This is a genomic window from Streptomyces sp. NPDC050997 (genome assembly GCF_040660135.1).
Lineage (GTDB): Bacteria > Actinomycetota > Actinomycetes > Streptomycetales > Streptomycetaceae > Streptomyces.
In genome coordinates, this window is the sequence record NZ_JBFAGK010000006.1 from 64,975 (window position 1) to 87,335 (window position 22,361).

Here is a 22,361-nt window from a genome sequence, read left to right on the forward strand (position 1 = left end):
TTGTCGATGGATGTCATCTCCGTCATCCGCACCAAGCGGGACCGCGGTGAACTCAGCGACGAGCAGATCGACTGGGTCATAGACGCGTACACCCGCGGGGAGGTCGCCGACGAGCAGATGTCCGCGCTCGCGATGGCCATTCTGCTCAACGGCATGAACCGCCGGGAGATCGCCCGCTGGACGGCCGCGATGATCGCCTCCGGCGAGCGCATGGACTTCTCGTCGCTGTCCCGCCCGACGGCCGACAAGCACTCCACGGGCGGCGTCGGCGACAAGATCACCCTCCCGCTGGCGCCCCTGGTCGCCGCCTGCGGCGCGGCGGTCCCGCAACTGTCGGGCCGCGGCCTCGGCCACACCGGCGGCACCCTGGACAAGCTGGAGTCGATCCCGGGCTGGCGGGCACTGCTCTCCAACGAGGAGATGCTGTCCGTGCTGGACGGCTCCGGCGCGGTGATCTGCGCGGCCGGCGACGGCCTCGCCCCGGCGGACAAGAAGCTGTACGCGCTGCGGGACGTGACGGGAACGGTCGAGGCGATCCCCCTGATCGCGTCCTCGATCATGTCGAAGAAGATCGCCGAGGGGACGGGCTCGCTGGTCCTGGACGTGAAGGTCGGTACCGGCGCCTTCATGAAGACCATCGAGGACGCCCGCGAGCTGGCGTCGACGATGGTGGGCCTGGGCACGGACCACGGAGTGAACACGGTCGCCCTGCTGACGGACATGTCGACCCCGCTCGGCCTCACCGCAGGCAACGCGCTGGAGGTCCGCGAGTCCGTGGAGGTCCTGGCGGGCGGCGGCCCGTCGGACGTGGTCGAGCTGACGCTGGCGCTGGCCCGCGAGATGCTGGACGCGGCCGGCGTGAAGGACGCCGACCCGGCGAAGGCCCTGGCCGACGGCTCCGCGATGGACGTGTGGCGCCGCATGATCGCGGCCCAGGGCGGCGACCCGGACGCGGCGCTGCCGGTGGCACGCGAGCAGCACGTGATCAAGGCCCCGACCACGGGCGTCCTGACCCGCCTCGACGCCTACGACATCGGCGTCGCCGCCTGGCGTCTGGGCGCGGGGCGTGCCCGCAAGGAGGACGCGGTGCAGGCGGGCGCGGGCGTGGAACTCCACGCCAAGCCCGGCGACACGGTGAAGGAGGGCCAACCCCTCCTGACCCTCCACACGGACACCCCCGAGCGCTTCGAGTACGCCCTCCAGTCGATCGAGGGTTCCTACGACGTCGCGGCGCCGGGAACGGCCTTCACGGCGTCGCCGGTGGTGCTGGAACGCATCGCCTGACCTGGAGTTTCCACGTTCGGGTGAACGGGATCGGTGGACCGCCACCGGTCCCGTTCGGCGTGTTCGACTGTCCACGTGGATGTGATCGACGGCGACTACATCAGGGCCGACAACGAGTGGGACGAACTCGTCTGGGTCTGGGAGCAGACGGACGCCCCCAAGGGCTGCAAGATCGAGATCATCGAGGGGCTCATCACCGTGACCCCCCTGTCCGCCATCGCGCACCACGCCGTCACCGGGCGCATGACGCGGCGCCTCTACGAGGTGATTCCGCAGGACTGGGGTGTCTACCAGTGGCTGGGCCTGGCCACGCCTTCTCGGCTCGGACTCTATGTACCGGACCTCGCCGTGGTGCCGCGCCTGGAGCTGCGGACGGGGAACGACGGTTTCGTCCCCGCCGGTGAAGCCGAACTCGTAGTGGAGATCACGTCGAAGCCCACCGCGAGCAACGACCGGGTCCACAAAGCCGCCGGTTACGCCGAAGCCGGTGTCCCGCTCTACCTCCTCATCGATGCGCTCGCCCCCGGCGGCCCCACCAGCACGCTGTACGGCGAACCGGAGGCCGACGGCTACCGAGTCCTGTGGGCCGGTGAGTTCGGTGCCCCGGTCCTTCTGCCGTGGCCCTTCGATCTCAGCCTCGACACGAGTGGGTTCCCTCAGCCCAGCACCGCCGCGATCACCACCAGCACCGGCACCGCCAACACCGTCGACACCAGGATCGAGTCCCGCGCCAACCGCTCGCCCACCCCGTAACGCGACGCGTAGGTGAAGAGGTTCTGCGCGGCAGGGAGGGCCGAGGTCACCACCACGTCGAGGAGCGGGGAGCCGTGCAGACCGAACACCCCCGCCGCCAGCGCCCAGGCCACCGCCGGCTGGCCCACCGCCTTCAACGCGACCGAGAGCAGCACGAGGTGTCGGTCGGGGCCCCGGCCCGGCATCGTGCTGCCGGACAGGGAGATGCCGAAGGCGAGCAGGACCGCCGGGACGGACATGTTGCCGATCAGGGTCACGGGGTCCATGACGGGCGCGGGGACGTGCAGACCGGACGCCGAGACCGCGACCCCGGCCAGTGAGCCCAGCGCGATCGGATTGCGCAGCGGGATGAGCAGGCGCCGCCACAGCGGGCCCTTCTCGCCGTCCCTGCCCGACAGGTCCAGGATCGTCAGGGCGACCGGGGTGAGCAGGAGCAGCTGGAACAGCAGGACCGGGGCCACCAGCGAGGCGTCGCCCAGGACGTACACGGCGATCGGGATGCCGAGGTTGCCCGAGTTGACGTAACTGGAGCACAGCGCGCCGATCGTCGTACGGCCCATACCCCAGCCGCGTACGACACCCACCGCGACGAACACCCCAGCCGCCGCTGCCGTGCTCAGCGCGGTCACCAGCAGCCGGCTGGAGAAGATCACCGACAGGTCGGTCCGGGCGAGTGTGGTGAACAGCAGGGCGGGTGACGCCACGTGGAAGGCCAGCTTGGTCAGTACCTCGCGGCCGTGCTCGCCGAGGTGGCCACCCCGCCCGATGACATAGCCGACGCCGATCACGACCGCGATGACCGCGAACCCGGTCAGCACCCCTTGCACGGGACCCCCGCAATGGCGAGGAGAGCGTGCGGTATCCAGGGTGGTGCTGATGCGTGGGGCATACAGCAAACCCTCCGGGGAAGGAGGGCCGCAGGTCAATGTGATCTCGATCGGTGGGCAACCGACTGCCGCGGCCGGGGTCGCGGACCGCGATGAGTTACGCCCGCCTGCCCGGTCTACCGATCGTGGACGCCATGACACCCGCTGTGCTCACGCTGGTCGGCCCCGTCACCCGCGACGAGGTGACCGGGCTGTGCGACGACGTGCGGACGCTGCTGGACACCACCGGCGCCCGGACGGTGGTGTGCGACGTCGCGGGACTGGGACCGCCGGGGCTCGGAGCCGTCGACCTGCTGGCGCGCCTGGAGCTCACCGCCAGACGGGCCGGAGGCCGGATCCGGCTGCGTGACCCCGCTCCCGCCCTACACGCCCTCCTCGACCTGGTCGGCCTCCGCATCGAGATGGAGGGGCAGGCCGAACAGGGGGAACCAGCGCTGCGTGTCGAGGAAGCAGTGGAACCCGGTGATCCGGCCGTCTGAGATCTCCAGGACCTGGACCGCCCAAGGGGCGAAGCCGCCCTTTTCCGGGTCCGGTTTGTACTGGGCGAACCCGGGCAGGCCGTTGACCTGGACCGGCAGCAGGCGGGAGTCCGCGCAGGCGGCGCCGAGCGTCGTCATGAAGCCGGTGATGTCGTCGTGGCCGGTGAGCCACAGGTCGAACGGTGGCATCGTCATGATGGCGTCCTCGTGCAGCAGAGCCGTCAGCGCCGTCATGTCATAGCCCTCGAACGCCGCCACATAGCGGTCCAGGAGTTTTTGCTGCTCCTCGTCCAGCGGGTCGGACACGGCCGCGTCGGCGCCGTGCTCCTCCCGCTCGGCGAGTGTCGCCCGGGCCCGCTGCAGCGCGCTGTTGACCGACGCGACCGAGGTACCGAGCAGCTCGGCGACCTCGCTCGCCTTCCAGGCCAGCACCTCGCGCAGGATCAGCACCGCGCGTTGCTTGGGCGGGAGTTGCTGCAGGGCCGCCATGAAGGCGAGCCGCACGGACTCCTTGGCGACGGCCCGCTCCGCCGGGTCCTCGGTCGTGGGCAGCACGCGCGCGTCCGGCATGGGCTCCAGCCAGGTGTGGTCCGGGCGGGGGGAGAGGGCGGCCTGGGCCAGGGGGGTGGACTCCGTGAGGTCCATCGGCCGGGCGCGCTTGTTGCCGGCGGTCAGCATGTCCAGGCAGACGTTCGTCGCGATGCGGTAGAGCCAGGAGCGGAGGCTGGAGCGGCCCTCGAACTTCTCGAAGCTGCGCCACGCCCGGACCATGGTGTCCTGCACCGCGTCCTCGGCCTCGAAGGATGAGCCGAGCATGCGATAGCAGTACCCGGTCAGCTCGGTCCGGTGCTTCTCCAGTCTGAGGTCGAGGTCCGTCGCCGTTGTGCCGCCCATCGTCCACCCACCCCTGTGGCCGTTTCCTGCCGGGCGCCGCATTGCGCCCAGCACTTGGAAGCTACCGGACACTTGCCCGGTGCTCCACTCTTCAGGGTGGAGGTGTGGGGCATCGTCGCCCTGGCGGTCCGATGGGGCGCGGCACCACTGTTAAAGTCGCTTCGTCCGACAACATAGTTGGCGGACCTACCGCCGGACGGGTGGGAAGTCAGGCCTGTGGAGGCCTTGTAAGACCATCCTCGGGTGGCGGGGGCCCGTGAAGCAGGAACCCGAGGGAGCACCGCGTAGCGGTGCTGACCGGAATCACCTGCGTTCACGCAGGTGAGGGCGTCAACGCAGGGGTCTGACAACGAGGACCAAGTCGCGCGGGGCCGGTGCTGACCTACGCCGCCACCGGCTCCCGCCGCGCGGCGACCCGCGCCGCCCGCGTACCGAACACCGTGATCGTCACCACGCCCAGCACCGCCAGCAGACCGACGCTCACCGTCCCGGACCAGCCGCCCGCGTGGAACGCCACCGCGCCCACCGAGCTGCCCGCGCTGGAGCCGATGTAGTACGCCGACTGATAGAGCGCCGACGCCTGCGCCCGCCCCTGGGTCGCCGTCTTGCTGACCGCCGAGGAGGCGACCGCGTGCCCCGCGAAGAAACCGCCGGTGATCAGGACCAGGCCGAGGAGGACGAGGGGGAGGGAGTCGGCCAGGGACAGCAGCAGGCCCGTCGCCGTCGTACCGCCCGCCGCGTACAGCGCGCCCCGGCGACCCAGGCGGCCCACCAGCCGGCCGGCCGTCGACGCGGACACCGTGCCCACCAGGTAGACCAGGAAGATCGAACCGACGATGCCCTGGGGGAGGCCGAAGGGGGCCTCGGTCAGGCGGTAGCCGATGACCGTGTACACGCCGCCGAACACCGTCATGAACAGCGCGCCGATCGCGTACAGGCGGCGCAGCAGCGGGTTGGACAGGTGGTCGCGGACCGTGCGGGCGAGCACCCGGGGTCGCAGCGAGCCCGTCGCGAAGTGCTTCGGCGTGGGCAGCAGCGCCCGGAAGACCACCGCGCAGGCCACGGCGATCGCGCCGATCACACCGACCGCGACCCGCCAGCCCCACTCCTGCGCGACCCAGCCGGTGATGACCCGGCCGCTCATCCCGCCGACGCTGTTGCCGGCGACGAACAGGCCGATCGCGGTGACCAGCGCCTTGGGCGTGACCTCCTCCGCGAGGTAGGCCGTCGCGGCGGCGGGCAGACCGGCCAGTGCCGCACCCTGGACCGCCCGCAGCACGACCAGCGCGGTCAGCGACGGCGCGAAGGGCACGAGCAGCCCGACGGTCACCGCGACCGCCAGCGAGGCCGTCATCACCGTACGGCGTCCGAAACGCTCCGACAGGGCGCTCATCGGCAGGACGAACAGCGCCAGTCCGCCGGTCGCGGCCGCCACCGTCCAGCTGGCCTCGCTCGCCGCCACTCCGAACTCGCCGGAGATCAGCGGCAGCAGCGCCTGGGTGGAGTAGAGGAGGGCGAACGTCGCGACACCGGCGAGGAAGAGGGCGAAGCTCATCCGGCGGTAGCCGGGGCCGCCCGGGGCCATCCGGGAGTCGACGGCAGGAGCAGAGGGTGCGGCGGCCACGATGGTGGACGCCCCGGTACCGGCGGGAGACATGCTTCGAAGCTACGTACGCCCCGGTCATCCGTCCAATGCATGGAATCGTCATAATCGTTCCCATGGTGCATCAGCAGAGGTCACAGGATCGCCTGTCACCGTCCAGTGACACAGAAGACATGGCGGGCATGTCGAGACTGCTCGCCCCGCGGCTCGCCTACTTCGCCGGTGTCGCCCGTACCGAGCACGTCACCCGGGCCGCCCAGGAGATGGACGTCCCGCAGTCGACCCTGTCCCGGGCCATGGTCCGGCTCGAACAGGACCTGGGCGTCGACCTGTTCGCCCGCCACGGCCGCACCGTCTCCCTCACCCCGGCCGGCCGCACCTTCCTCACCTCCGTCGAACGCGCGCTCGCCGAGATCGAGCGCGCCGCCGACGAGGTCCGTGCCGACGCCGACCCGGCCACCGGCAAGGTCGCCTTCGGCTTCCTGCACACCATGGGCGCCGAGACCGTGCCGGGCCTCCTGCACGCCTTCCGCGCCGATCACCCCCGCGTCCGCTTCAGCCTCGTCCAGAACTACGGCGAGGCGATGATCGAGCGCCTGCGCGCCGGCGAACTGGACCTCTGTCTGACCTCCCCAGTCCCGGACGCCCCCGACCTGGTCGCCCGCCGTCTCGACGAACAGAAACTCCGCCTGGTCGTCCCGGTCGACCACCGCCTCGCCGCCCGCCGCCGGATCCGGCTCGCCGAGGCCGCCGACGAGGTGTTCGTCACCCTGGAACCCGGCTACGGCCTCCGTCGCATCACCGACGACCTGTGTCAGGAGGCCGGATTCCGGCCCCGTATCGCCTTCGAGGGCGAGGAGGCGGAAACCCTGAGGGGCTTGGTGGCGGCCGGCCTGGGAGTGGCCCTTCTGCCACCCCCGGCCTTCCCACGCCCGGGAGTGGTGGAACTGACGGTCACAGCCCCCCGAGCGGCCCGCGAGATCGGCGTGGCCTGGCTCGACGGCCACCCGGACACACCCCCGGTGGCCGCCTTCAAGAAGTTCCTGCTCTCGAGACGCGGCAACTTGCTGCCGACGTGAGGGGCACCCACCAAGGGGCGCGGGGCCGTATCGATATGCGGCTCCGCCACGCGGGCACGACCAGCCCCACACAACCCGCACTCCTCCACCGGACCTGAGGATCAACGGCGAAGTGACCGCCCGAAGCCGGAGGCGAGCGGCATCCGCAACCCCAGGGGAGGCGGAGCCGCGAGCGCGTCCAGCACCGGCCGCGACAACGCCCTCCCGAACAACGCGCCCATCACGAAGTCCTCAGCCAGCGCGTGCACTTCGTCCCGATGCTGATGCAACCCGTGTCCGTCGGAGTGCACTTCGAACCGGCACACCTCCCGGTTCGCCTTCTTCGCCCGCGCCGCCAGCCGGAACGACAACTCCGGGTCCGTACGCTGGTCATTGGTGCCGTGGACGATCAGCACCCGCCGCCCGGCCAGCTGTCGCACCGGTTCGGGGGACGCGGCCACGTCCTCCTCCGGCAGCCAAGGGGCCAGTGCCACCACGGAGTTGACGGCCTCGTGTCCGCAGGCGTGCAGTGCTGCCCGGCCCCCCATGTCGACACCGGCGAGGCACACGGGGACATCGCCGTAACGTCGTACGGCCTCCTCGATCGCCCAACTCGCGTCCTGTGCCAGGTGTGCCGCGCTGCCGTTCCAGCCGCGACAGCGGTAGTGGACCACGTGTGTCGCCAGTCCCGCGTCGCGTCCCGCGCGGGTGATCCGGCGGCCCAGGGCGCGTACGGACGCGGCTGCCATGATGGGAGAGGGTCTGCGATGGGATACCTCGTCGCCTCCGGGAAGCAGCAGGACCACTCCACTCACCGCTGTCGGCTCCGGACCGAGCGCCCGCCCCAGCCGGGCCGTGCGAACCGGCGTCGCTTGCTGTGCCATGACAGAACAGTGTCAGAAGCGTGGGTGTACGACACTGGTCCGCGCGGTCACCGTTACGTATCGACGGATTCGTACACCGGGCGATCTACGCGCGTAGGAGTTAGAGTTCGGAAATGACGAGCCAGACTGACCGGATGGGAAACACCCCGAGCTCGGACCAGATCCGCCGAGCGCCCAAGGTTCTGCTGCACGACCATCTCGACGGCGGGCTGCGTCCCGGCACCATGGTCGACCTCGCCCGGGAGACCGGGTACGCCCATCTCCCCGAGACCGACCCGGACAAGCTGGGCGTCTGGTTCCGCGAGGCCGCCGACTCCGGTTCCCTGGAACGGTACTTGGAGACCTTCTCGCACACCGTCGGCGTGATGCAGACCCGGGACGCGCTGGTCCGGGTCGCCGCCGAGTGCGCCGAGGACCTCGCCGAGGACGGCGTCGTGTACGCCGAGGTGCGCTACGCCCCCGAGCAGCACCTCGACGGCGGGCTCACCCTCGAAGAGGTCGTCGAGGCCGTCAACGAGGGCTTCCGGGAAGGGGAGCGGCTGGCCCGCGAGAACGGCCACCGGATCCGGGTCGGCGCCCTGCTCACCGCGATGCGGCACGCGGCCCGCGCCCTGGAGATCGCCGAGCTCGCCAACCGGTACCGGGATCTGGGCGTCGTCGGCTTCGACATCGCGGGCGCGGAGGCGGGGTACCCGCCCACCCGGCACCTCGACGCCTTCGAGTACCTCAAGCGGGAGAACAACCACTTCACCATCCACGCCGGAGAGGCCTTCGGGCTGCCGTCCATCTGGCAGGCCCTCCAGTGGTGCGGCGCCGACCGGCTCGGTCACGGGGTACGCATCATCGACGACATCCAGGTCCACGAGGACGGCACGGTGAAGCTCGGCCGGCTCGCCTCGTACGTACGGGACAAGCGGATCCCGTTGGAGCTGTGCCCCAGCTCCAACCTCCAGACGGGGGCCGCGGCCTCGTACGCGGAGCACCCGATCGGGCTGCTGCGTCGGCTGCATTTCCGGGCCACCGTGAACACCGACAACCGCCTGATGTCCGGCACCAGCATGAGCCGGGAATTCGAGCACCTTGTCGAGGTATTCGGTTACACGCTCGATGACATGCAGTGGTTCTCCGTCAATGCGATGAAATCAGCATTCATTCCTTTCGATGAACGACTCGCGATGATCAATGACGTCATCAAGCCCGGATATGCCGAGCTGAAGTCCGAATGGCTGTTCCAGCAGACCGCCTCCACCAGCGGTTCTGTAGAATCGCAGGACTGATTCGACGGAATCCGAGGGTGCGGAACGCGGGCGGGCTTTCGCAATTCGTCCGCGTTTCGATGTTTGCGGTGGGCGCCTCGGCATGTTTACGGTCATGAACCGCTCACATTTCCGTAACTCCATGTCGAGGACGCATTTCATGAAGCAGTCTGCTGTCAAGACCCTCGGTGTCGCCGCTCTCGGTGCCGCCTTCGCCGCCACCGCCGCGGGCGCCGCGAACGCCGCCCCGGCCGCCCCGGACGCCACCCAGGCGCTGAGCGGTGTCTCCCGGACGCTGCCGGCGGAGAACGTCACCAAGTCGCTGCCGGGCGCCGATGAGGCGCTGGGCCAGGCGCGGTCGGCGCTCCCCGTGGCGCAGCCGGAGGCCGACGGCCCCACCGACCAGGTCACCGGCCTGCTCGGCGGTCTGGCGGCCGGCAAGGGCCTGCCGGTCAAGGGCGGCCTGCCCGTGAAGGGCCTCCCGCTGGGCTGATCCGCGCCGCATACGAACGCGCCGGTGGGGCGCACCCTTGGACACGGGGTGCGCCCCACCGGCGTATCGGCGTACGCGCGGTCACCAGGCCGTGCTCGCGGCCTTCCCCTCCGACGGGAGCAGGATCCACAGCGCGATGTAGAGCAGGAACTGCGGGCCCGGCAGCAGGCAGGACAGTACGAATATCACGCGCATCGTCGTCGCGGAGGTGCCGAAGCGCCGTGCCAGCGCGGCACACACTCCGCCGATCATGCGGCCGTTGGTGGGGCGGGCGAGGCGGGACATTGCGGCTCCTTCGTGAGCGTCTGTCGGAGGCTGTCCGGGTGACCGCCTCGTCTGATTCCAAAACTACGGACACGAAGGGGACGAAGCATCGCTCTACGGGGCGATCCCGACCCTGGGAATCGTCGGGGTCAGACCCTGAGCGGGGTCCTCCTGGCGGACGGAGCGTCCGTCGGCGCGCTCGTTCCTGCGACGGAGACAGGAGCGGGCCGCCGGTACCAGGAGCGCGTGCGCGAGAGCCACGCCCACCGTGTTCAGGAGCAGCGAGTCGATGTCCACACGCTGCCCGGGCACCCCGGTCTGCAGCAGCTCGATGCCCAGCGAGATCAGGGCGCCGGCAGCGGTCGTACGCAGCAGTGAGGCCAGCGGCGAGACGGCGAGCCTGCCGTGCACCAGCGGGAACAGCACACCCAGCGGGGTCAGCAGCCCGAGCCCGCCCACGATGCGCCGGGTCGCCTCCTGCCAGCCCAGGTCCAGATCGGACCGGATACTGGCCAGCGGATGCAGATTGGCGGGCATCACCCACGGAACGTCCAGCGGCCGCAGCGTGAGCCAGGCGACGAACGCGAGGTGTGCGACAAGGAGGACACCCCCTGCCACACGGACGTTGATCGCGGCGCTGCCGCCGATGGAGCCTTCACGCTGCACGCATCCCAAGACGCGGCCTCCGGCACGATCGGTTCCGGGATACCCACGGGTACGTGAATGAGGCATGCGCCACACCGCGTCGCCCGGGACGCCGTTCGCCCCCGGGACACGCCCCCGTCAGCCTTCGGTCGCCTCGCTCGACGGCGGCTCCGTGCTGCCGGGACGGGTGCGGACCTCGTCCGTGCACGCGTAGCGGCGCAGCGGGTCGCTGTCCGGGCCACCGAGGACGACAGAGCCGTCCCCCTCCGCCGCGGCCGAGTCGGAGAACGTGCAGACCAACTGGGCGAGGGCGTACGAGGTGAGGTCCCCGGGCCGGTTGCTCAGCCGGAGCGCGTCCGCCGGGTCCCCGGGCCTCGGGCCCCGCACCGTCATGCCGCCGCGTACGTCGGTGGTGTACCCGGCCTCCTTCTCCGCGGCCGACGGCGTCGCGGCGAGCTCGTCCAGCAGCCCCTGCGCCACCAGCACCCGGCGCTCGGAGTCCGCCGTACCGTCCGGGACGCGCACGGTCCGGTCGACGGCCACCAGCGACGAACCGCACAGCAGGAACACCCGCACCGGCAGCCCGCGCGAGGCCTGCGTGGAGACGTCCGGCTCGGACAGCGAACACCGCACCCGCGAGGGCGCCGGCCCGAAGTCGGTCGGCACCTCGGTGGCCCGTATCCCGCACCCGGTGAGCAGCGCGGCCAGCACCGGGAGCGCCAACGCTCGGCGTACGTTCATCAGGCGTCCCCCTCGGCCTTCTCGTCGTCGTCGGGCTCCTCGTCGAGGGGCAACGAGTCCTGCGGCAGCCGCAGCGTGAACACCGCGCCGCCCTCGGCGGAGTTGGCGGCGGTGATCTCACCGCCGTGGATGTGGGCGTTCTCCAGGGCGATCGACAGGCCCAGGCCGCTGCCCTCGGAGCGCGGCCGGGAGGCGCTCGCCTTGTAGAACCGGTCGAAGACGTGCGGCAGGACGTCCTCGGGGATGCCGGGCCCGTGATCCCTGACCTCGATGACCACCTCCTCGGCGGCTTTACGCACCGCGACCCGCACCGGCGAACCCCCGTGCTTGAGCGCGTTGCCGATGAGGTTGGCCATGATCACGTCCAGGCGGCGCGGATCGAGCCGGGCGTGGATACCGCGCTCGGCGTCCAGATCCACCGCGTCCAGCCAGGCCCGTGCGTCGATGCACGCGGTGAGCTGGTCGACGACGTCCACGTCGTCCACGACCAGCCGCGCGGTGCCCGCGTCGAAACGGGTGACCTCCATGAGGTTCTCGACGAGGTCGTTCAGCCGCCGCGTCTCGCTCACTACCAGCCGTACGGCGGGCTCGATCATCGGATCGACGCTGCCGGACTCCATCTCCAGCTCGTCCTCCAGCACCTCCGTCACGGCGGTGATGGCGGTCAGCGGCGTCCGGAGTTCATGGGACATGTCGGCCACGAACCGGCGGGAGGCGTTGTCCCGCGCGGCCATGTCGGCCACCCGTTTCTCCAGCGCCTCGGCGGCGTTGTTGAACGTCCGGGAGAGATCGGCGAGTTCGTCCGTCCCCGACACCCGCAGCCGGGTGTCCAGCCGGCCCTCGCCGAGCCGGCGCGCCGCCACCCCGAGCCGTTGCACCGGCTTCAGCACGGTCGTCGCGGCGGCCTGCGCGAGCAGCGCGGAGCCGATCAGCGCGAGCCCGGTGGCGATACCGAGCGACCAGGCCAGCGAGTTGAGGTCCTTCGCCTCGGGCTCCAGCGACTTGAGCATGTAGCCGGTCGGCCCGCCCCCGATCACCTTCGTGCCGGCCACCAGATAGGGGGAACCGTGGATGGTCACCCGCTGCCAGTAGAGGTGGTACGGGTACTTGTTGGCGGAGCTGACCGACTGCCGCTTGTTCACCGCCGCACGCAGTGACGACGGCACGTCCTGCACCGTGAAGCCGTTCAGGGCACCGGAGTTGCCGTACACGGTCTTGCCGCTGGCGTCGTCGGCGACCAGCACCACGCTGAAGCGCTGGCTGCTGTTGGCCATCTGACCGGCGGTGTGCTGCAGTTCGTCCTGTGAGGGGTTCCCGGGCAGCGAGCCCGCCCGGTTCTGCATCTCCTGTTCGAAGTCGCGCAGCACCGCGTCCTGGGTGCGCGTGAGCACCGCCTCACGGTTGAGCCAGTACGCGATCCCGGACGCGGACACCGCGGCGGTCAGCGCCACCAGCCCGAACACGACCACCAGCCGGAGCCGCAGGCTGGTGAGCCGCAGCCGCGACCACACTCCCTTGCGATCCGCGGTCCAACCGCGGATCCCCCCGTGCGCTTGGGTCACTGAGGAGTGTCCAGCCGGTAGCCGACACCACGGACCGTACGGATCAGCGTCGGCGACGACGGTACGTCCTCGACCTTGGCGCGCAGCCGCTGCACACAGGCGTCCACCAGTCGCGAGTCGCCCAGGTAGTCGTGTTCCCACACCAGCCGCAGCAACTGCTGCCGGGACAGCGCCTGGCCCGGCCGGCGGCTCAGTTCGAGCAGCAGCCGGAGCTCGGTCGGGGTGAGTTGGAGGTCCTCGCCGTTCTTCGTCACGGTCATGGCCGCACGGTCGATGACGAGCGAACCGAACGACGCCGCGTCGTTCGCCTCCCGCTCCCCGCGCCGCAGCACGGCCCGGATCCGGGCGTCCAGCACCCGCCCCTGCACCGGCTTGACCACATAGTCGTCGGCACCGGACTCCAGTCCGACGACCACGTCGATGTCGTCGCTGCGCGCGGTCAGCAGAATGATCGGCAGTTGGTCGGTGCGCCGGATGCGCCGGCACACCTCGAACCCGTCGATACCGGGCAGCATCACGTCCAGCACGATCAGATCCGGCCGCTGCTCCCGCAGCAGCTTCAGGCCGTCCTCGCCGGTGGCAGCGGTGGCAACCCGGTGGCCCTGGCGCGTAAGAGACAGCTCCAGGGCGGTACGGATGGCGTCGTCGTCCTCGATCAGCAACAGGGAAGGCACGGGCTCATTCTGGCCCATGGCGGGGTGGGGCTGCGACACCTGCCCCCCGTAGGGCCGTCACCTGTATCTGAACGGGCCGGTAGCGCTCCTGTCTGTGTGGGCCCTGTCCCACGTCTGGGAGCGACATCCGAGGAGGGCCCCTGTGACAGCTCTGTGACAGTCGGCGGACACGGTCATGAAGTGGCCCGGGCAAGCTTCTCGGCACAGGCAAGGAAGCAAGGCGAAACACCGGAAGTCCACGACGGGGGGCGCGAGATGAACACGCTGCACAGCACCAGCACTAGCGCAGTGATCACGCGTCTCCACGACGTGAACGGGGGCCGGGGTTCCGAGAAGTCCGGTGCGGATGGGGGTCCCTCCCGCGCGAGCGGATTCGAGCGTGGGGGAGGGCGGGGGTGCGCTCGCGGCACCGGGCGTCAGCACACCACGTACATGTCGGTGGTTGACGCACAGACGGGGGAGGCTCACGGGGGAGCCGCGTACGGGGAGGACTCGGGGGAGCGTCGTTCGCTGTCGGAGGTGGAGTTCACCGCCTACGTCCAGGAGCGCCGCGCCTCCCTGTACGCAACCGCCTACCACCTGACCGGTGACCGCTTCGAGGCCGAGGACCTGCTGCAGAGCGCGCTGTTCTCGACGTACCGGGCGTGGGAACGGATCAGTGACAAGGCCGCGGTCGGCGGATACCTCCGCCGCACCATGACCAACCTGCACATCAGCGCGTGGCGCCGCCGCAAGCTGAACGAGTACCCGACCGAGGAACTGCCGGAGACGCCCGGCGACACGGACGCGATGCGCGGCACCGAACTGCGTGCGGTCCTGTGGCAGGCGCTCGCCCGGCTGCCCGAACTCCAGCGCACCATGCTGGTCCTGCGCTACTACGAGGGCCGCACGGACCCGGAGATCGCGGAGATCCTCGACATCAGTGTCGGCACGGTGAAGTCCAGCATCTGGCGGTCGCTCCGCCGGCTGCGCGAGGACGAGGTCCTCAGCTTCGGCCGTGACGAGGAGGACGCCTTCGGGGAGCTCGTCGCCTGAAGGTCCGGGGGGAGCAAGTAACGGGGGAGCGGTAACAGGGGGGGGACCAACGGGGGTCACGGGGGACCAACGGGGGAAGCACGGGGGAGCACCAGAAGCGGGACTGGAGGGCCGGGGGGTCCGTCCAGTCCCGCTTTCGTGTGGGGCCGTACTCCTTCAGCCCGCCGGGGTGGCCGCCGGGCGGCGCCCCACCGCGGCGGCGGCGAGGCGGCCGAGGGCCTCGTCCCGGTCGCACGCGTACGCGCCCAGTGCCGTCTGGCGGGCCACGATGGAGCGTTCGGCGCGCATCAGCCGCCAGCCGCGGCGCAGCAGGAACGGCACCGACTTGCGGCCCTCCCTCAGATCGCGCAGGAAGCGGCGGCGGAAGGTGCGGGCCGGGCCGCGGTTCAGGCACAACGCGTCGGCCAGCACACCCAGTTCCCGGCAGCGCGTAATGATCTCTGCGGCGAAGATGCCCTCCGCGATGAACAGCGGGGTCCGCCCCACGTCGACCGACTCCTCGCCGGTGCGGGCGCTCAAGGAGATGTCGTAGACGGGAACCTTGGTGCGGCCGGTACGGCACAGGTCCAGGATCGCGTCGATCGCAATGTCCGTGTCCCACGAGTCCGGGTGGTCCCAGTCGATGTCGGAGCTTCCGGGCACCAGGGGCAGCGTCGGGTCGGTGCCCTCTTTGTAGAAGTCGTCGAGGCGCAGCACGGGAAGCCCGGAACGGGCGGCGACCAGGGACTTGCCCGATCCCGAGGGGCCGCAGAGCAGCACGACACGGGCGGATGGCGGGGGAAGGATGCTCACGGGACACCAGTTTGACGCATTCCGTACGCCCTGCCGACCCCGTGGGCCGGCTTTGAAGCGCGCGTCACACGTCAACTACCCTACGTGTCGACCTCATGACCCTGTGCTGCAGAAGGTGGCAGAAGTGATGGCCCGACACGCGTCCTCCCAGAATCCGACCGTCCAGCGCGCCCTGGTCGCCCTCGCGACCGCCGGTGTGGCCCTCGGGGCAGGCGCGGCGACGGCGTCAGCGGCCACCGAGCCGGTCGCCGACGTGACGCGCTCCCACCCCGCCTCACTCGGTCACGTCGACCCGCAGTCCGGCCTCCAGCCCCTCACCGGCACGGTCGGCCACGCCACCGGCCCGGTCGCCGGTCTCAAGCCCAACCCGCTCGCCGGCACCGGCGTCGACCCGCTCGACAACGGCGTCGGCACCCAGCTCGCCGACTTCGAGCCGCTCACCTCGCGGGCGCTGACCGGCCCGGTGACGCAGGCCCAGTCGATCGGCGGCCTGCCGGTGGTGGGGCAGGCGGCGGGGCGGCTGGGCGGCTGAGGGGCGGGATCACGGCGGAGAGCCGCGTCTTCCCCCGGACGGTGGGAAGGCGCGGCTCTCCGGTCCTACGGGCCCTCAGTACGCCGAGCCGGACGCGCCCAGCGAACCCGTCGGGTGCCAGACCGTCTTCGTCTCCAGGAACGCCGTCAGGCGGTCGATGCCGGGAGTCGCCGACCAGTCGTCCACAGGCTGTGGACGAAGGACGCGCTTGAGGTTGTCCGCCGCCGCGATCTCCAGTTCCTTCGCCAGGTCATCGTCGGCGCCGGCCAGGTCGATCGCGTTGACGTCCTGGTGCGCGGCCAGGGGCGCCGCGATCTCCGCCGTACCGCCGGAGAGGACGTTGACGACACCGCCCGGCAGGTCGGAGGTGGCCAGCACCTCGCCGAGGGAGAGGGCGGGGAGCGGGGACCTCTCGGAAGCCACCACGACCGCGGTGTTGCCCGTGGCGATCACCGGGGCGACGACCGAGACCAGGCCGAGGAACGACGACTCCTGCGGGGCCAGGACCGCGACCACGCCCGTCGGCTCCGGGGACGACAGGTTGAAGTACGGGCCCGCCACCGGGTTGCCGCCGCCGACCACCTGGGCGATCTTGTCGGTCCACCCCGCGTACCAGACCCAGCGGTCGATCGTCGCGTCCACGACCACGGCGGCCTTGGACTTCGACAGGCCCTCGGCGTCGGCGACCTCACGTACGAACTGCGCCTTGCGGCCCTCCAGCATCTCCGCGACGCGGTAGAGGACCTGGCCGCGGTTGTACGCGGTCGCGCCGGACCAGCCGCCGAACGCCTTGCGGGCCGCCACCACGGCGTCACGGGCGTCCTTGCGGGAGGACTGCGGGGCGTTCGCCAGCCACTTGCCTTGCGAGTCCGTCACCTCGTACACCCGGCCGCTCTCGGAACGCGGGAACTTCCCGCCGACGTACAGCTTGTAGGTCTTGAAGACGCTCAGACGCTCGTTGGTGCGGTCAGACATCGAGGTACGCCTCCAGGCCGTGGCGACCGCCCTCGCGGCCGAAGCCCGACTCCTTGTAACCGCCGAACGGCGACGTCGGGTCGAACTTGTTGAACGTGTTGGACCAGACGACACCGGCCCGGAGCTTGTTCGCCACCGCGAGGATGCGGGAGCCCTTCTCCGTCCAGATGCCCGCCGAGAGGCCGTACGGGGTGTTGTTGGCCTTGGCGACGGCCTCGTCCGGGGTGCGGAAGGTGAGGACGGACAGCACCGGGCCGAAGATCTCGTCACGGGCGACGGTGTGCGCCTGGGTGACGTTCGTGAACAGTGTCGGGGCGAACCAGTAACCGGAGGACGGGAGTTCGCAGGCCGGGGACCAGCGCTCGGCGCCCTCCGCCTCACCCTGCTCGACGAGCGTGGTGATCCGGGAGAGCTGCTCCTCGGAGTTGATCGCGCCGATGTCCGTGTTCTTGTCCAGCGGGTCGCCCAGGCGCAGGGTGGACAGTCGGCGCTTGAGGGAGTCGAGGAGCTCGTCCTGGATCGACTCCTGGACCAGCAGCCGGCTGCCGGCGCAGCAGACCTGCCCCTGGTTGAAGAAGATGCCGTTCACGATGCCCTCGACGGCCTGGTCGATCGGGGCGTCGTCGAAGACGATGTTGGCGCCCTTGCCGCCGAGTTCGAGAGTGAGCTTCTTGCGGCTGCCCGCGACCGTGCGCGCGATCTGCTTGCCGACGGCGGTGGAGCCGGTGAAGGCGACCTTGTTCACGTCCGGGTGCGCGACCAGCGCGGCACCCGTGTCGCCGTAGCCGGGGAGGATGTTGACGACGCCCCTGGGCAGGCCCGCCTGGCGGCAGATGTCCGCGAAGAACAGCGCCGAGAGGGGGGTCGTCTCGGCGGGCTTCAGGACGACCGTGTTGCCCGTCGCCAGCGCGGGGGCGATCTTCCACGCCAGCATCAGCAGCGGGAAGTTCCACGGGATGACCTGGCCGGCGACACCGAGGGGCTTCGGTGCGGAGCCGAACCCGGCGTGGTCGAGCTTGTCGGCCCAGCCCGCGTAGTAGAAGAAGTGCGCGGCGACCAGGGGGAGGTCGGCGTCGCGGGTCTCCTTGATGGGCTTGCCGTTGTCCAGGGTCTCCAGGACGGCGAGCTCGCGGCTGCGCTCCTGGATGATCCGGGCGATACGGAACAGGTACTTGGCGCGCTCGGAGCCCGGCAGCGCCGACCACGTCTCGAAGGCCTTGCGGGCCGCCCCGACCGCGCGGTCGACGTCCTCGGGGCCGGCCTGGGCGATCTCGGCGAGGACCTCCTCGCTGGCGGGGCTGACGGTCTTGAAGACCTTGCCGTCGGCGGCCTCGGTGAACTCGCCGTTGATGAACAGGCCGTACGAGGGCGCGATGTCGACGATCGCGCGGGACTCCGGCGCCGGGGCGTACTCGAAGGCGGATGAATGGTTGTTCGTGTTGTCCGTGGTCTTGTCCGTGGTCATGGTGATCAGTCCACCGTCACGTAGTCGGGGCCGGAGTAGCGGCCGGTGGCCAGCTTCTGACGCTGCATCAGCAGGTCGTTCAGGAGCGAGGAGGCGCCGAAGCGGAACCAGTGGTTGTCCAGCCAGTCATCGCCCACGGTCTCGTTGACCAGGACGAGGAACTTGATCGCGTCCTTGGAGGTGCGGATGCCGCCGGCCGGCTTCACGCCCACCTGTACTCCGGTCTGCGCCCGGAAGTCGCGGACGGCCTCCAGCATGAGCAGGGTGTTCGCGGGCGTGGCGTTCACCGCCACCTTGCCGGTCGAGGTCTTGATGAAGTCCGCCCCGGCCAGCATGCCGAGCCAGCTCGCGCGGCGGATGTTGTCGTACGTCGACAGCTCGCCCGTCTCGAAGATGACCTTGAGGCGGGCGTCCGTCCCGCAGACCTCCCGTACGGCGACGATCTGGTCGTACACCTTCAGGTAGTCGCCCGCGAGGAACGCGCCGCGGTCGATGACCATGTCGATCTCGTCGGCGCCGGACGCGACGGCCTCGCGGACGTCCGCCAGCTTCACGGCGATCGGGACGCGGCCCGCCGGGAAGGCGGTGGCCACCGAGGCGACCTTGACGTCGGAGCCGGCGACCGCCGCCTTGGCGGTGGCCACCATGTCGGGGTACACGCAGACGGCCGCGGTCGCCGGGGCCGTCCGGTCGGTCGGGTCGGGGCGGACCGCCTTGGTGCCGAGCGCCCGGACCTTGCCCGGGGTGTCCGCGCCTTCCAGCGTCGTCAGGTCGACCATCGAGATGGCGAGGTCGATGGCGTACGCCTTCGCGGTCGTCTTGATGGAACGGGTGCCGAGCGAGGCGGCGCGCGCCTCCAGTCCGACCGCGTCGACGCCGGGCAGCCCATGGAGGAAGCGGCGCAGCGTGCTGTCGGACGCGGTGACGTCGGCGAGAGCGAGAGGTGCAGCAGTGGACATGGTCACCAGACGAGCATATCTACGCGCGTAGCAGCTGTACAGCCAAGCGTACTTATCGGGTGCTTGTCGTGTGGGGTGGCTCCGGCTTGTCGTGCGGGGCGGCTTCCGCTTGCCGTGTGGGGCGGCGGCTCCGGCTTGTCGTGTGGGGCGGCTTCCGCTTGTCGTGTGGGGTGGCTCCGGCTTGTCGTGTGGGGCGGCTTCCGCTTGTCGTGTGGGGTGGCTCCGGCTTGTCGTGTGGGGCGGCTTCCGCTTGCCGTGTGGGGCGGCGGCTCCGGCTTGTCGTGTGGGGCGGCTTCCGCTTGTCGTGTGGGGCGGCGGCTCCGGCTTGTCGTGTGGGGCGGCTTCCGCTTGTCGTGTGGGGCGGCGGCTCCGGCTTGTGGTGTGGGGTGGCTCCGGCTGTCGGGCAGAATCGGGAGTATGACGACCCCGGACCCCCAGTCACCCGCGCCGCAGCCGTCGGTCCCCGAGTACAAGGACCGGGTGCACCGGTCCGGCGCGGGCATCGCCGGTGGTGTCCTGCTGCTCGGCATCGCCTGCTGGCTCGGTCTCGACGCGATCGTCGCCGGGGAGGGCAGCACACCCTGGCGAGCGCTCGCCGCCCTGCTGCTCGTGGTGCCGCTGATCGTCGCCTTCACGCTGCGGCCCGCGGTGTACGTGGGCGACGACCGGCTGCGCATCCGCAACCCGTTCCGGATCGTCGTGCTCCCCTGGGGGCAGGTCGAGGCGCTGCGCTCCGGCTACTCGAACGAGGTCCTCACCAAGGCCGACGGCAAGTTCCAGCTGTGGGCCGTTCCCGTCTCGCTGCGGGCCCGTAACAGGGCGGCACGGCGGGAGGCCCGGCGCAGCGCGCAGGAGGGCGGGCTGATGGGCACCGGGGGTGGTGGCGGGCTCGGCGGTGGGCTCGGTGGAACGCGCGGCGGATTGCGGGGCGGATCTCGTGGTGGCTTGTCCGGTGGGCGCGGGGCGGGGTCGGACGGGCCCGTGCGGGCGGAGAGCGACCAGGTCATGGACGACCTGCGCGAGTTGATGGAGACCCGGGCGACGGTACGGTCCGCGCAGGGCGAGGTGACCGTGCGCTGGGCCTACGAGGTCATGGGGCCCGCGGCCGCCGGAGCCGTACTGCTGGCGATCCTGATCGCGATCGGCTGAGGGCGCGGAGAGGGGTTGCGCGGTTCGCGGTGAATCAGGGCGATACCAGCGCCATGTACCCGCCGCGTTGGGGTGCCGCTGGGTCGGGGCACCCCAAACGTACGGTCAGATGCCCGCCGCTGCCGACAGGTCCCGCTTGATGGCCGTCAGGAGGTCCGTCGCCTTCGTGCGGGCGGCCGGGAGGTCGGCGTGCGTCGCGACCGGGACGACCACCTCCAGGTAGCACTTCAGCTTCGGCTCCGTGCCGCTGGGGCGGACGATGACCCGGGCGCCGTCGAGGGTGTAGCGCAGGCCGTCGGTGGGCGGGAGCCGGTCGGTGCCCCGGGTGAGGTCCTCGGTGCGGGTGATCTGCAGGCCCGCCAGCTCGGTAGGGGGGTGCTCGCGCAGGCGGCCCATCGCGTCGGCGATCAGGGAGAGGTCCTCGACGCGGACCGAGAGCTGGTCGGTGGCGTGCAGGCCGTGCTCGACCGCGATGTCGTCCAGGAGGTCGAGGAGCCTGCGGCCCTCCTCCTTGAGGCCGGAGGCGAGCTCCGTGATCAGCAGGGCGGCTGTGATGCCGTCCTTGTCGCGTACGCCGTCGGGGTCCACGCAGTACCCGAGGGCCTCCTCGTAGCCGTAACGCAGGCCCTCCACGCGGGCGATCCACTTGAACCCCGTGAGGGTCTCCTCGTAGGGGAGGCCGGCCTTCTCCGCGATCCGGCCGAGGAGGGAGGAGGACACGATGGACTCGGCGAAGGTGCCCTGGACTCCGTGGCGGGCCAGGTGAGTGGCGAGGAGGGCGCCGACCTCGTCGCCCCGGAGCATGCGCCAGTCGCCGCGTTCCTTGACGGCGACGGCGCAGCGGTCCGCGTCCGGGTCGTTGGCGATGATCAGGTCCGGGCTGGTCTCGCGGGCCTTCGCGAAGGCGAGGTCCATCGCGCCGGGCTCTTCCGGGTTGGGGAAGGCGACGGTGGGGAAGTCCGGGTCCGGGTCGGCCTGTTCGGTGACCAGGGCGGGGGCCGGGAAGCCGGCGCGGGCGAAGGCGGCGAGGAGGGTTTCCTTGCCCACGCCGTGCATCGCCGTGTAGACCGTGCGGGCGGTGCGGGGCGAGCCGGCGGCGAGGACGGCGTCCGTGCGGGCGAGGTAGGCGTCGAGGACGGAGTCGTCGAGGGTGTCCCAGCCGGTGGTGGGGCGGGGGACGGCGGCGAGGGTGGTGACGGCGTCGATCTCCGCGGCGATCTCGGCGTCCGCCGGGGGGACGATCTGGGAGCCGTCGCCGAGGTACACCTTGTAGCCGTTGTCGCGGGGCGGGTTGTGGCTGGCGGTGACCTCCACGCCGGCGACCGCGCCGAGGTGCCGTATGGCGTAGGCGAGGACGGGGGTCGGGAGGGGGCGGGGGAGCACGGCCGCGCGGAGGCCCGCGCCGGTCATGACGGCGGCGGTGTCCTGCGCGAAGTCGGCGGACTTGTGGCGGGCGTCGTAGCCGATGACGACGAGGCCGCCGCGGTGGCCCCTGGCGTTGAGGTACGCGGCGAGGCCGGCGGCGGCTCGGATGACGACCGAGCGGTTCATGCGCATCGGGCCCGCGCCTAGTTCGCCGCGTAGGCCCGCGGTGCCGAACTGGAGGGTGCCGCTGAAGCGTGCGGTGAGCTCTGTGACGGCCTCGGCGTCGATGAGCTTGGCGAGTTCGTCACGGGTTTCCGTGTCGGGGTCCTCGGCCAGCCATGCCTTGGCCCGTGCGATGAGATCGTCGTGCGGCACGTTCGGTCAACCTCTCCTTGTGCGGCGCCTGTGCGGGGGTGGTGGGGCTGTGTGGAGCGCCTGCGGTTTGGGGTGGGGCGGGGACGGGTCGGGGGTGTCCGTCCTCGGAACGTCGCGGAATCGGTTTCTTGTTGGCTGGGCGGTGTTGACGCGACAACCGCTGCGGGCGGACACCCCCGACCCGTCCCCTTGGCGCCGTACGCGGGTGCGGACACAGGGTGCCTTGGGCTGTGGTGG

General features: G+C 70.9%; 23 protein-coding genes. 9 read left to right on the forward strand and 14 right to left on the reverse strand.

Translation table 11 applies throughout. The annotated features are described in order from the left end of the window. The first annotated feature begins 6 nt into the window (after positions 1–6). Complete coding sequence (locus AB0H86_RS15485; RefSeq protein ID WP_362438498.1) at positions 7–1,284, forward strand: thymidine phosphorylase; 1,278 nt, start codon at positions 7–9, stop codon at positions 1,282–1,284. Positions 1,285–1,359: 75 nt separating this feature from the next. Continuing rightward, entirely contained in the window at positions 1,360–2,037 is a 678-nt protein-coding gene (locus AB0H86_RS15490; protein WP_362437480.1) for a Uma2 family endonuclease, read from the forward strand. Here AB0H86_RS15490 and AB0H86_RS15495 read toward each other — a convergent pair. Beyond that, on the reverse strand, positions 1,941–2,864 hold the full coding sequence (locus tag AB0H86_RS15495; RefSeq protein ID WP_362437482.1) for an AEC family transporter: 924 nt from the start codon (positions 2,862–2,864) through the stop codon (positions 1,941–1,943). The two genes, AB0H86_RS15490 and AB0H86_RS15495, sit on opposite strands and share 97 nt — an antisense overlap. 152 nt (positions 2,865–3,016) lie before the next feature. Here AB0H86_RS15495 and AB0H86_RS15500 point away from each other — a divergent pair, with 152 nt between their 5' ends. After that, on the forward strand, positions 3,017–3,403 hold the full coding sequence (locus AB0H86_RS15500; RefSeq protein WP_362437484.1) for an STAS domain-containing protein: 387 nt from the start codon (positions 3,017–3,019) through the stop codon (positions 3,401–3,403). On the opposite strand, the gene AB0H86_RS15505 is transcribed toward AB0H86_RS15500, so the two are convergent. Both AB0H86_RS15505 and AB0H86_RS15510 read right to left on the reverse strand, forming a co-directional pair. Continuing rightward, complete coding sequence (locus AB0H86_RS15505; protein WP_362437486.1) at positions 3,287–4,297, reverse strand: sigma-70 family RNA polymerase sigma factor; 1,011 nt, start codon at positions 4,295–4,297, stop codon at positions 3,287–3,289. The two genes, AB0H86_RS15500 and AB0H86_RS15505, sit on opposite strands and share 117 nt — an antisense overlap. A gap of 382 nt (positions 4,298–4,679) precedes the next feature. Beyond that, positions 4,680–5,954 carry an MFS transporter gene (locus AB0H86_RS15510; RefSeq protein WP_362437488.1) on the reverse strand — a complete coding sequence of 425 codons (1,275 nt, stop codon included), beginning with the start codon at positions 5,952–5,954 and terminating at the stop codon, positions 4,680–4,682. 62 nt (positions 5,955–6,016) lie between these two features. Here AB0H86_RS15510 and AB0H86_RS15515 point away from each other — a divergent pair, with 62 nt between their 5' ends. After that, the gene (locus tag AB0H86_RS15515; RefSeq protein ID WP_362437490.1) at positions 6,017–6,979 is read left to right on the forward strand and encodes a LysR family transcriptional regulator; all 963 of its coding nucleotides are present in this window, start codon (positions 6,017–6,019) and stop codon (positions 6,977–6,979) included. A gap of 101 nt (positions 6,980–7,080) precedes the next feature. On the opposite strand, the gene AB0H86_RS15520 is transcribed toward AB0H86_RS15515, so the two are convergent. Continuing rightward, a complete protein-coding gene (locus tag AB0H86_RS15520; protein ID WP_362437492.1) occupies positions 7,081–7,842 on the reverse strand; it encodes a prolyl oligopeptidase family serine peptidase in 762 nt (253 codons plus the stop codon). A 113-nt stretch (positions 7,843–7,955) separates the two neighbouring features. Here AB0H86_RS15520 and AB0H86_RS15525 point away from each other — a divergent pair, with 113 nt between their 5' ends. Together AB0H86_RS15525 and AB0H86_RS15530 are read left to right on the forward strand one after the other, a co-directional pair. Further along, positions 7,956–9,119 carry an adenosine deaminase gene (locus tag AB0H86_RS15525; RefSeq protein WP_362437494.1) on the forward strand — a complete coding sequence of 388 codons (1,164 nt, stop codon included), beginning with the start codon at positions 7,956–7,958 and terminating at the stop codon, positions 9,117–9,119. A 139-nt stretch (positions 9,120–9,258) separates the two neighbouring features. After that, positions 9,259–9,591, forward strand: coding sequence for an ATP-binding protein (locus AB0H86_RS15530; protein ID WP_362437496.1), 333 nt, complete (start codon positions 9,259–9,261; stop codon positions 9,589–9,591). An 81-nt stretch (positions 9,592–9,672) separates the two neighbouring features. Here the strand turns inward: AB0H86_RS15530 and AB0H86_RS15535 are convergent, their stop codons facing one another. The 5 genes from AB0H86_RS15535 to afsQ1 form a co-directional block, all read right to left on the reverse strand. After that, the gene (locus AB0H86_RS15535; protein WP_362437498.1) at positions 9,673–9,876 is read right to left on the reverse strand and encodes a PspC domain-containing protein; all 204 of its coding nucleotides are present in this window, start codon (positions 9,874–9,876) and stop codon (positions 9,673–9,675) included. Positions 9,877–9,969: 93 nt separating this feature from the next. Next, on the reverse strand, positions 9,970–10,521 hold the full coding sequence (locus AB0H86_RS15540; RefSeq protein WP_362437500.1) for a VanZ family protein: 552 nt from the start codon (positions 10,519–10,521) through the stop codon (positions 9,970–9,972). Between the two features lie 117 nt (positions 10,522–10,638). Next, positions 10,639–11,241: a hypothetical protein gene (locus AB0H86_RS15545; RefSeq protein ID WP_362437502.1), complete on the reverse strand. Its 603-nt coding sequence runs from the start codon at positions 11,239–11,241 to the stop codon at positions 10,639–10,641. After that, complete coding sequence (locus tag AB0H86_RS15550) at positions 11,241–12,803, reverse strand: HAMP domain-containing sensor histidine kinase (protein ID WP_362437504.1); 1,563 nt, start codon at positions 12,801–12,803, stop codon at positions 11,241–11,243. Before AB0H86_RS15550 ends, AB0H86_RS15545 begins: the two co-directional genes overlap by 1 nt. Beyond that, complete coding sequence (gene afsQ1, locus AB0H86_RS15555) at positions 12,800–13,477, reverse strand: two-component system response regulator AfsQ1 (protein WP_030682803.1); 678 nt, start codon at positions 13,475–13,477, stop codon at positions 12,800–12,802. Before afsQ1 ends, AB0H86_RS15550 begins: the two co-directional genes overlap by 4 nt. A gap of 255 nt (positions 13,478–13,732) precedes the next feature. Here afsQ1 and AB0H86_RS15560 point away from each other — a divergent pair, with 255 nt between their 5' ends. Then, on the forward strand, positions 13,733–14,512 hold the full coding sequence (locus AB0H86_RS15560; RefSeq protein WP_362437506.1) for a SigE family RNA polymerase sigma factor: 780 nt from the start codon (positions 13,733–13,735) through the stop codon (positions 14,510–14,512). A 156-nt stretch (positions 14,513–14,668) separates the two neighbouring features. Here AB0H86_RS15560 and AB0H86_RS15565 read toward each other — a convergent pair whose 3' ends face one another. Beyond that, positions 14,669–15,304, reverse strand: coding sequence for a uridine kinase (locus AB0H86_RS15565; protein ID WP_362437508.1), 636 nt, complete (start codon positions 15,302–15,304; stop codon positions 14,669–14,671). Between the two features lie 127 nt (positions 15,305–15,431). Here AB0H86_RS15565 and AB0H86_RS15570 point away from each other — a divergent pair, with 127 nt between their 5' ends. Further along, complete coding sequence (locus AB0H86_RS15570; RefSeq protein WP_362437510.1) at positions 15,432–15,836, forward strand: hypothetical protein; 405 nt, start codon at positions 15,432–15,434, stop codon at positions 15,834–15,836. A gap of 75 nt (positions 15,837–15,911) precedes the next feature. On the opposite strand, the gene AB0H86_RS15575 is transcribed toward AB0H86_RS15570, so the two are convergent. Genes AB0H86_RS15575 through deoC form a run of 3 tightly spaced genes read right to left on the reverse strand, consistent with a single transcriptional unit; the run spans position 15,912 to position 19,235 of the window. Further along, complete coding sequence (locus AB0H86_RS15575; RefSeq protein WP_362437512.1) at positions 15,912–16,811, reverse strand: aldehyde dehydrogenase family protein; 900 nt, start codon at positions 16,809–16,811, stop codon at positions 15,912–15,914. Next, positions 16,804–18,276: an aldehyde dehydrogenase family protein gene (locus tag AB0H86_RS15580; RefSeq protein ID WP_362437514.1), complete on the reverse strand. Its 1,473-nt coding sequence runs from the start codon at positions 18,274–18,276 to the stop codon at positions 16,804–16,806. The genes AB0H86_RS15575 and AB0H86_RS15580 overlap by 8 nt, the downstream gene beginning before the upstream one ends. Before the next feature lie 5 nt (positions 18,277–18,281). After that, a complete protein-coding gene (deoC, locus tag AB0H86_RS15585; RefSeq protein WP_362438501.1) occupies positions 18,282–19,235 on the reverse strand; it encodes a deoxyribose-phosphate aldolase in 954 nt (317 codons plus the stop codon). 417 nt (positions 19,236–19,652) lie between these two features. Here deoC and AB0H86_RS15590 point away from each other — a divergent pair, with 417 nt between their 5' ends. Beyond that, a complete protein-coding gene (locus AB0H86_RS15590) occupies positions 19,653–20,384 on the forward strand; it encodes a PH domain-containing protein (RefSeq protein ID WP_362437516.1) in 732 nt (243 codons plus the stop codon). 105 nt (positions 20,385–20,489) lie between these two features. Here AB0H86_RS15590 and AB0H86_RS15595 read toward each other — a convergent pair whose 3' ends face one another. Further along, positions 20,490–22,124, reverse strand: a complete 1,635-nt coding sequence (locus AB0H86_RS15595) for a phospho-sugar mutase (protein WP_362437518.1) — start codon at positions 22,122–22,124, stop codon at positions 20,490–20,492. Between the last annotated feature and the right edge of the window lie 237 nt (positions 22,125–22,361).

Bases quoted from the DNA above. Each gene is read 5' to 3' on its own strand.
- AB0H86_RS15485 (WP_362438498.1), top strand. From the start codon at position 7: ATGGATGTCATCTCCGTCATCCGCACCAAGCGGGACCGCGGTGAACTC.
- AB0H86_RS15500 (WP_362437484.1), top strand. From the start codon at position 3,017: ATGAGTTACGCCCGCCTGCCCGGTCTACCGATCGTGGACGCCATGACA.
- AB0H86_RS15505 (WP_362437486.1), bottom strand. From the start codon at position 4,297: ATGGGCGGCACAACGGCGACGGACCTCGACCTCAGACTGGAGAAGCAC.
- AB0H86_RS15510 (WP_362437488.1), bottom strand. From the start codon at position 5,954: ATGTCTCCCGCCGGTACCGGGGCGTCCACCATCGTGGCCGCCGCACCC.
- AB0H86_RS15515 (WP_362437490.1), top strand. From the start codon at position 6,017: ATGGTGCATCAGCAGAGGTCACAGGATCGCCTGTCACCGTCCAGTGAC.
- AB0H86_RS15520 (WP_362437492.1), bottom strand. From the start codon at position 7,842: ATGGCACAGCAAGCGACGCCGGTTCGCACGGCCCGGCTGGGGCGGGCG.
- AB0H86_RS15525 (WP_362437494.1), top strand. From the start codon at position 7,956: ATGACGAGCCAGACTGACCGGATGGGAAACACCCCGAGCTCGGACCAG.
- AB0H86_RS15530 (WP_362437496.1), top strand. From the start codon at position 9,259: ATGAAGCAGTCTGCTGTCAAGACCCTCGGTGTCGCCGCTCTCGGTGCC.
- AB0H86_RS15535 (WP_362437498.1), bottom strand. From the start codon at position 9,876: ATGTCCCGCCTCGCCCGCCCCACCAACGGCCGCATGATCGGCGGAGTG.
- AB0H86_RS15545 (WP_362437502.1), bottom strand. From the start codon at position 11,241: ATGAACGTACGCCGAGCGTTGGCGCTCCCGGTGCTGGCCGCGCTGCTC.
- AB0H86_RS15560 (WP_362437506.1), top strand. From the start codon at position 13,733: ATGAACACGCTGCACAGCACCAGCACTAGCGCAGTGATCACGCGTCTC.
- AB0H86_RS15570 (WP_362437510.1), top strand. From the start codon at position 15,432: ATGGCCCGACACGCGTCCTCCCAGAATCCGACCGTCCAGCGCGCCCTG.
- AB0H86_RS15575 (WP_362437512.1), bottom strand. From the start codon at position 16,811: ATGTCTGACCGCACCAACGAGCGTCTGAGCGTCTTCAAGACCTACAAG.
- AB0H86_RS15580 (WP_362437514.1), bottom strand. From the start codon at position 18,276: ATGACCACGGACAAGACCACGGACAACACGAACAACCATTCATCCGCC.
- deoC (WP_362438501.1), bottom strand. From the start codon at position 19,235: ATGTCCACTGCTGCACCTCTCGCTCTCGCCGACGTCACCGCGTCCGAC.
- AB0H86_RS15590 (WP_362437516.1), top strand. From the start codon at position 19,653: ATGACGACCCCGGACCCCCAGTCACCCGCGCCGCAGCCGTCGGTCCCC.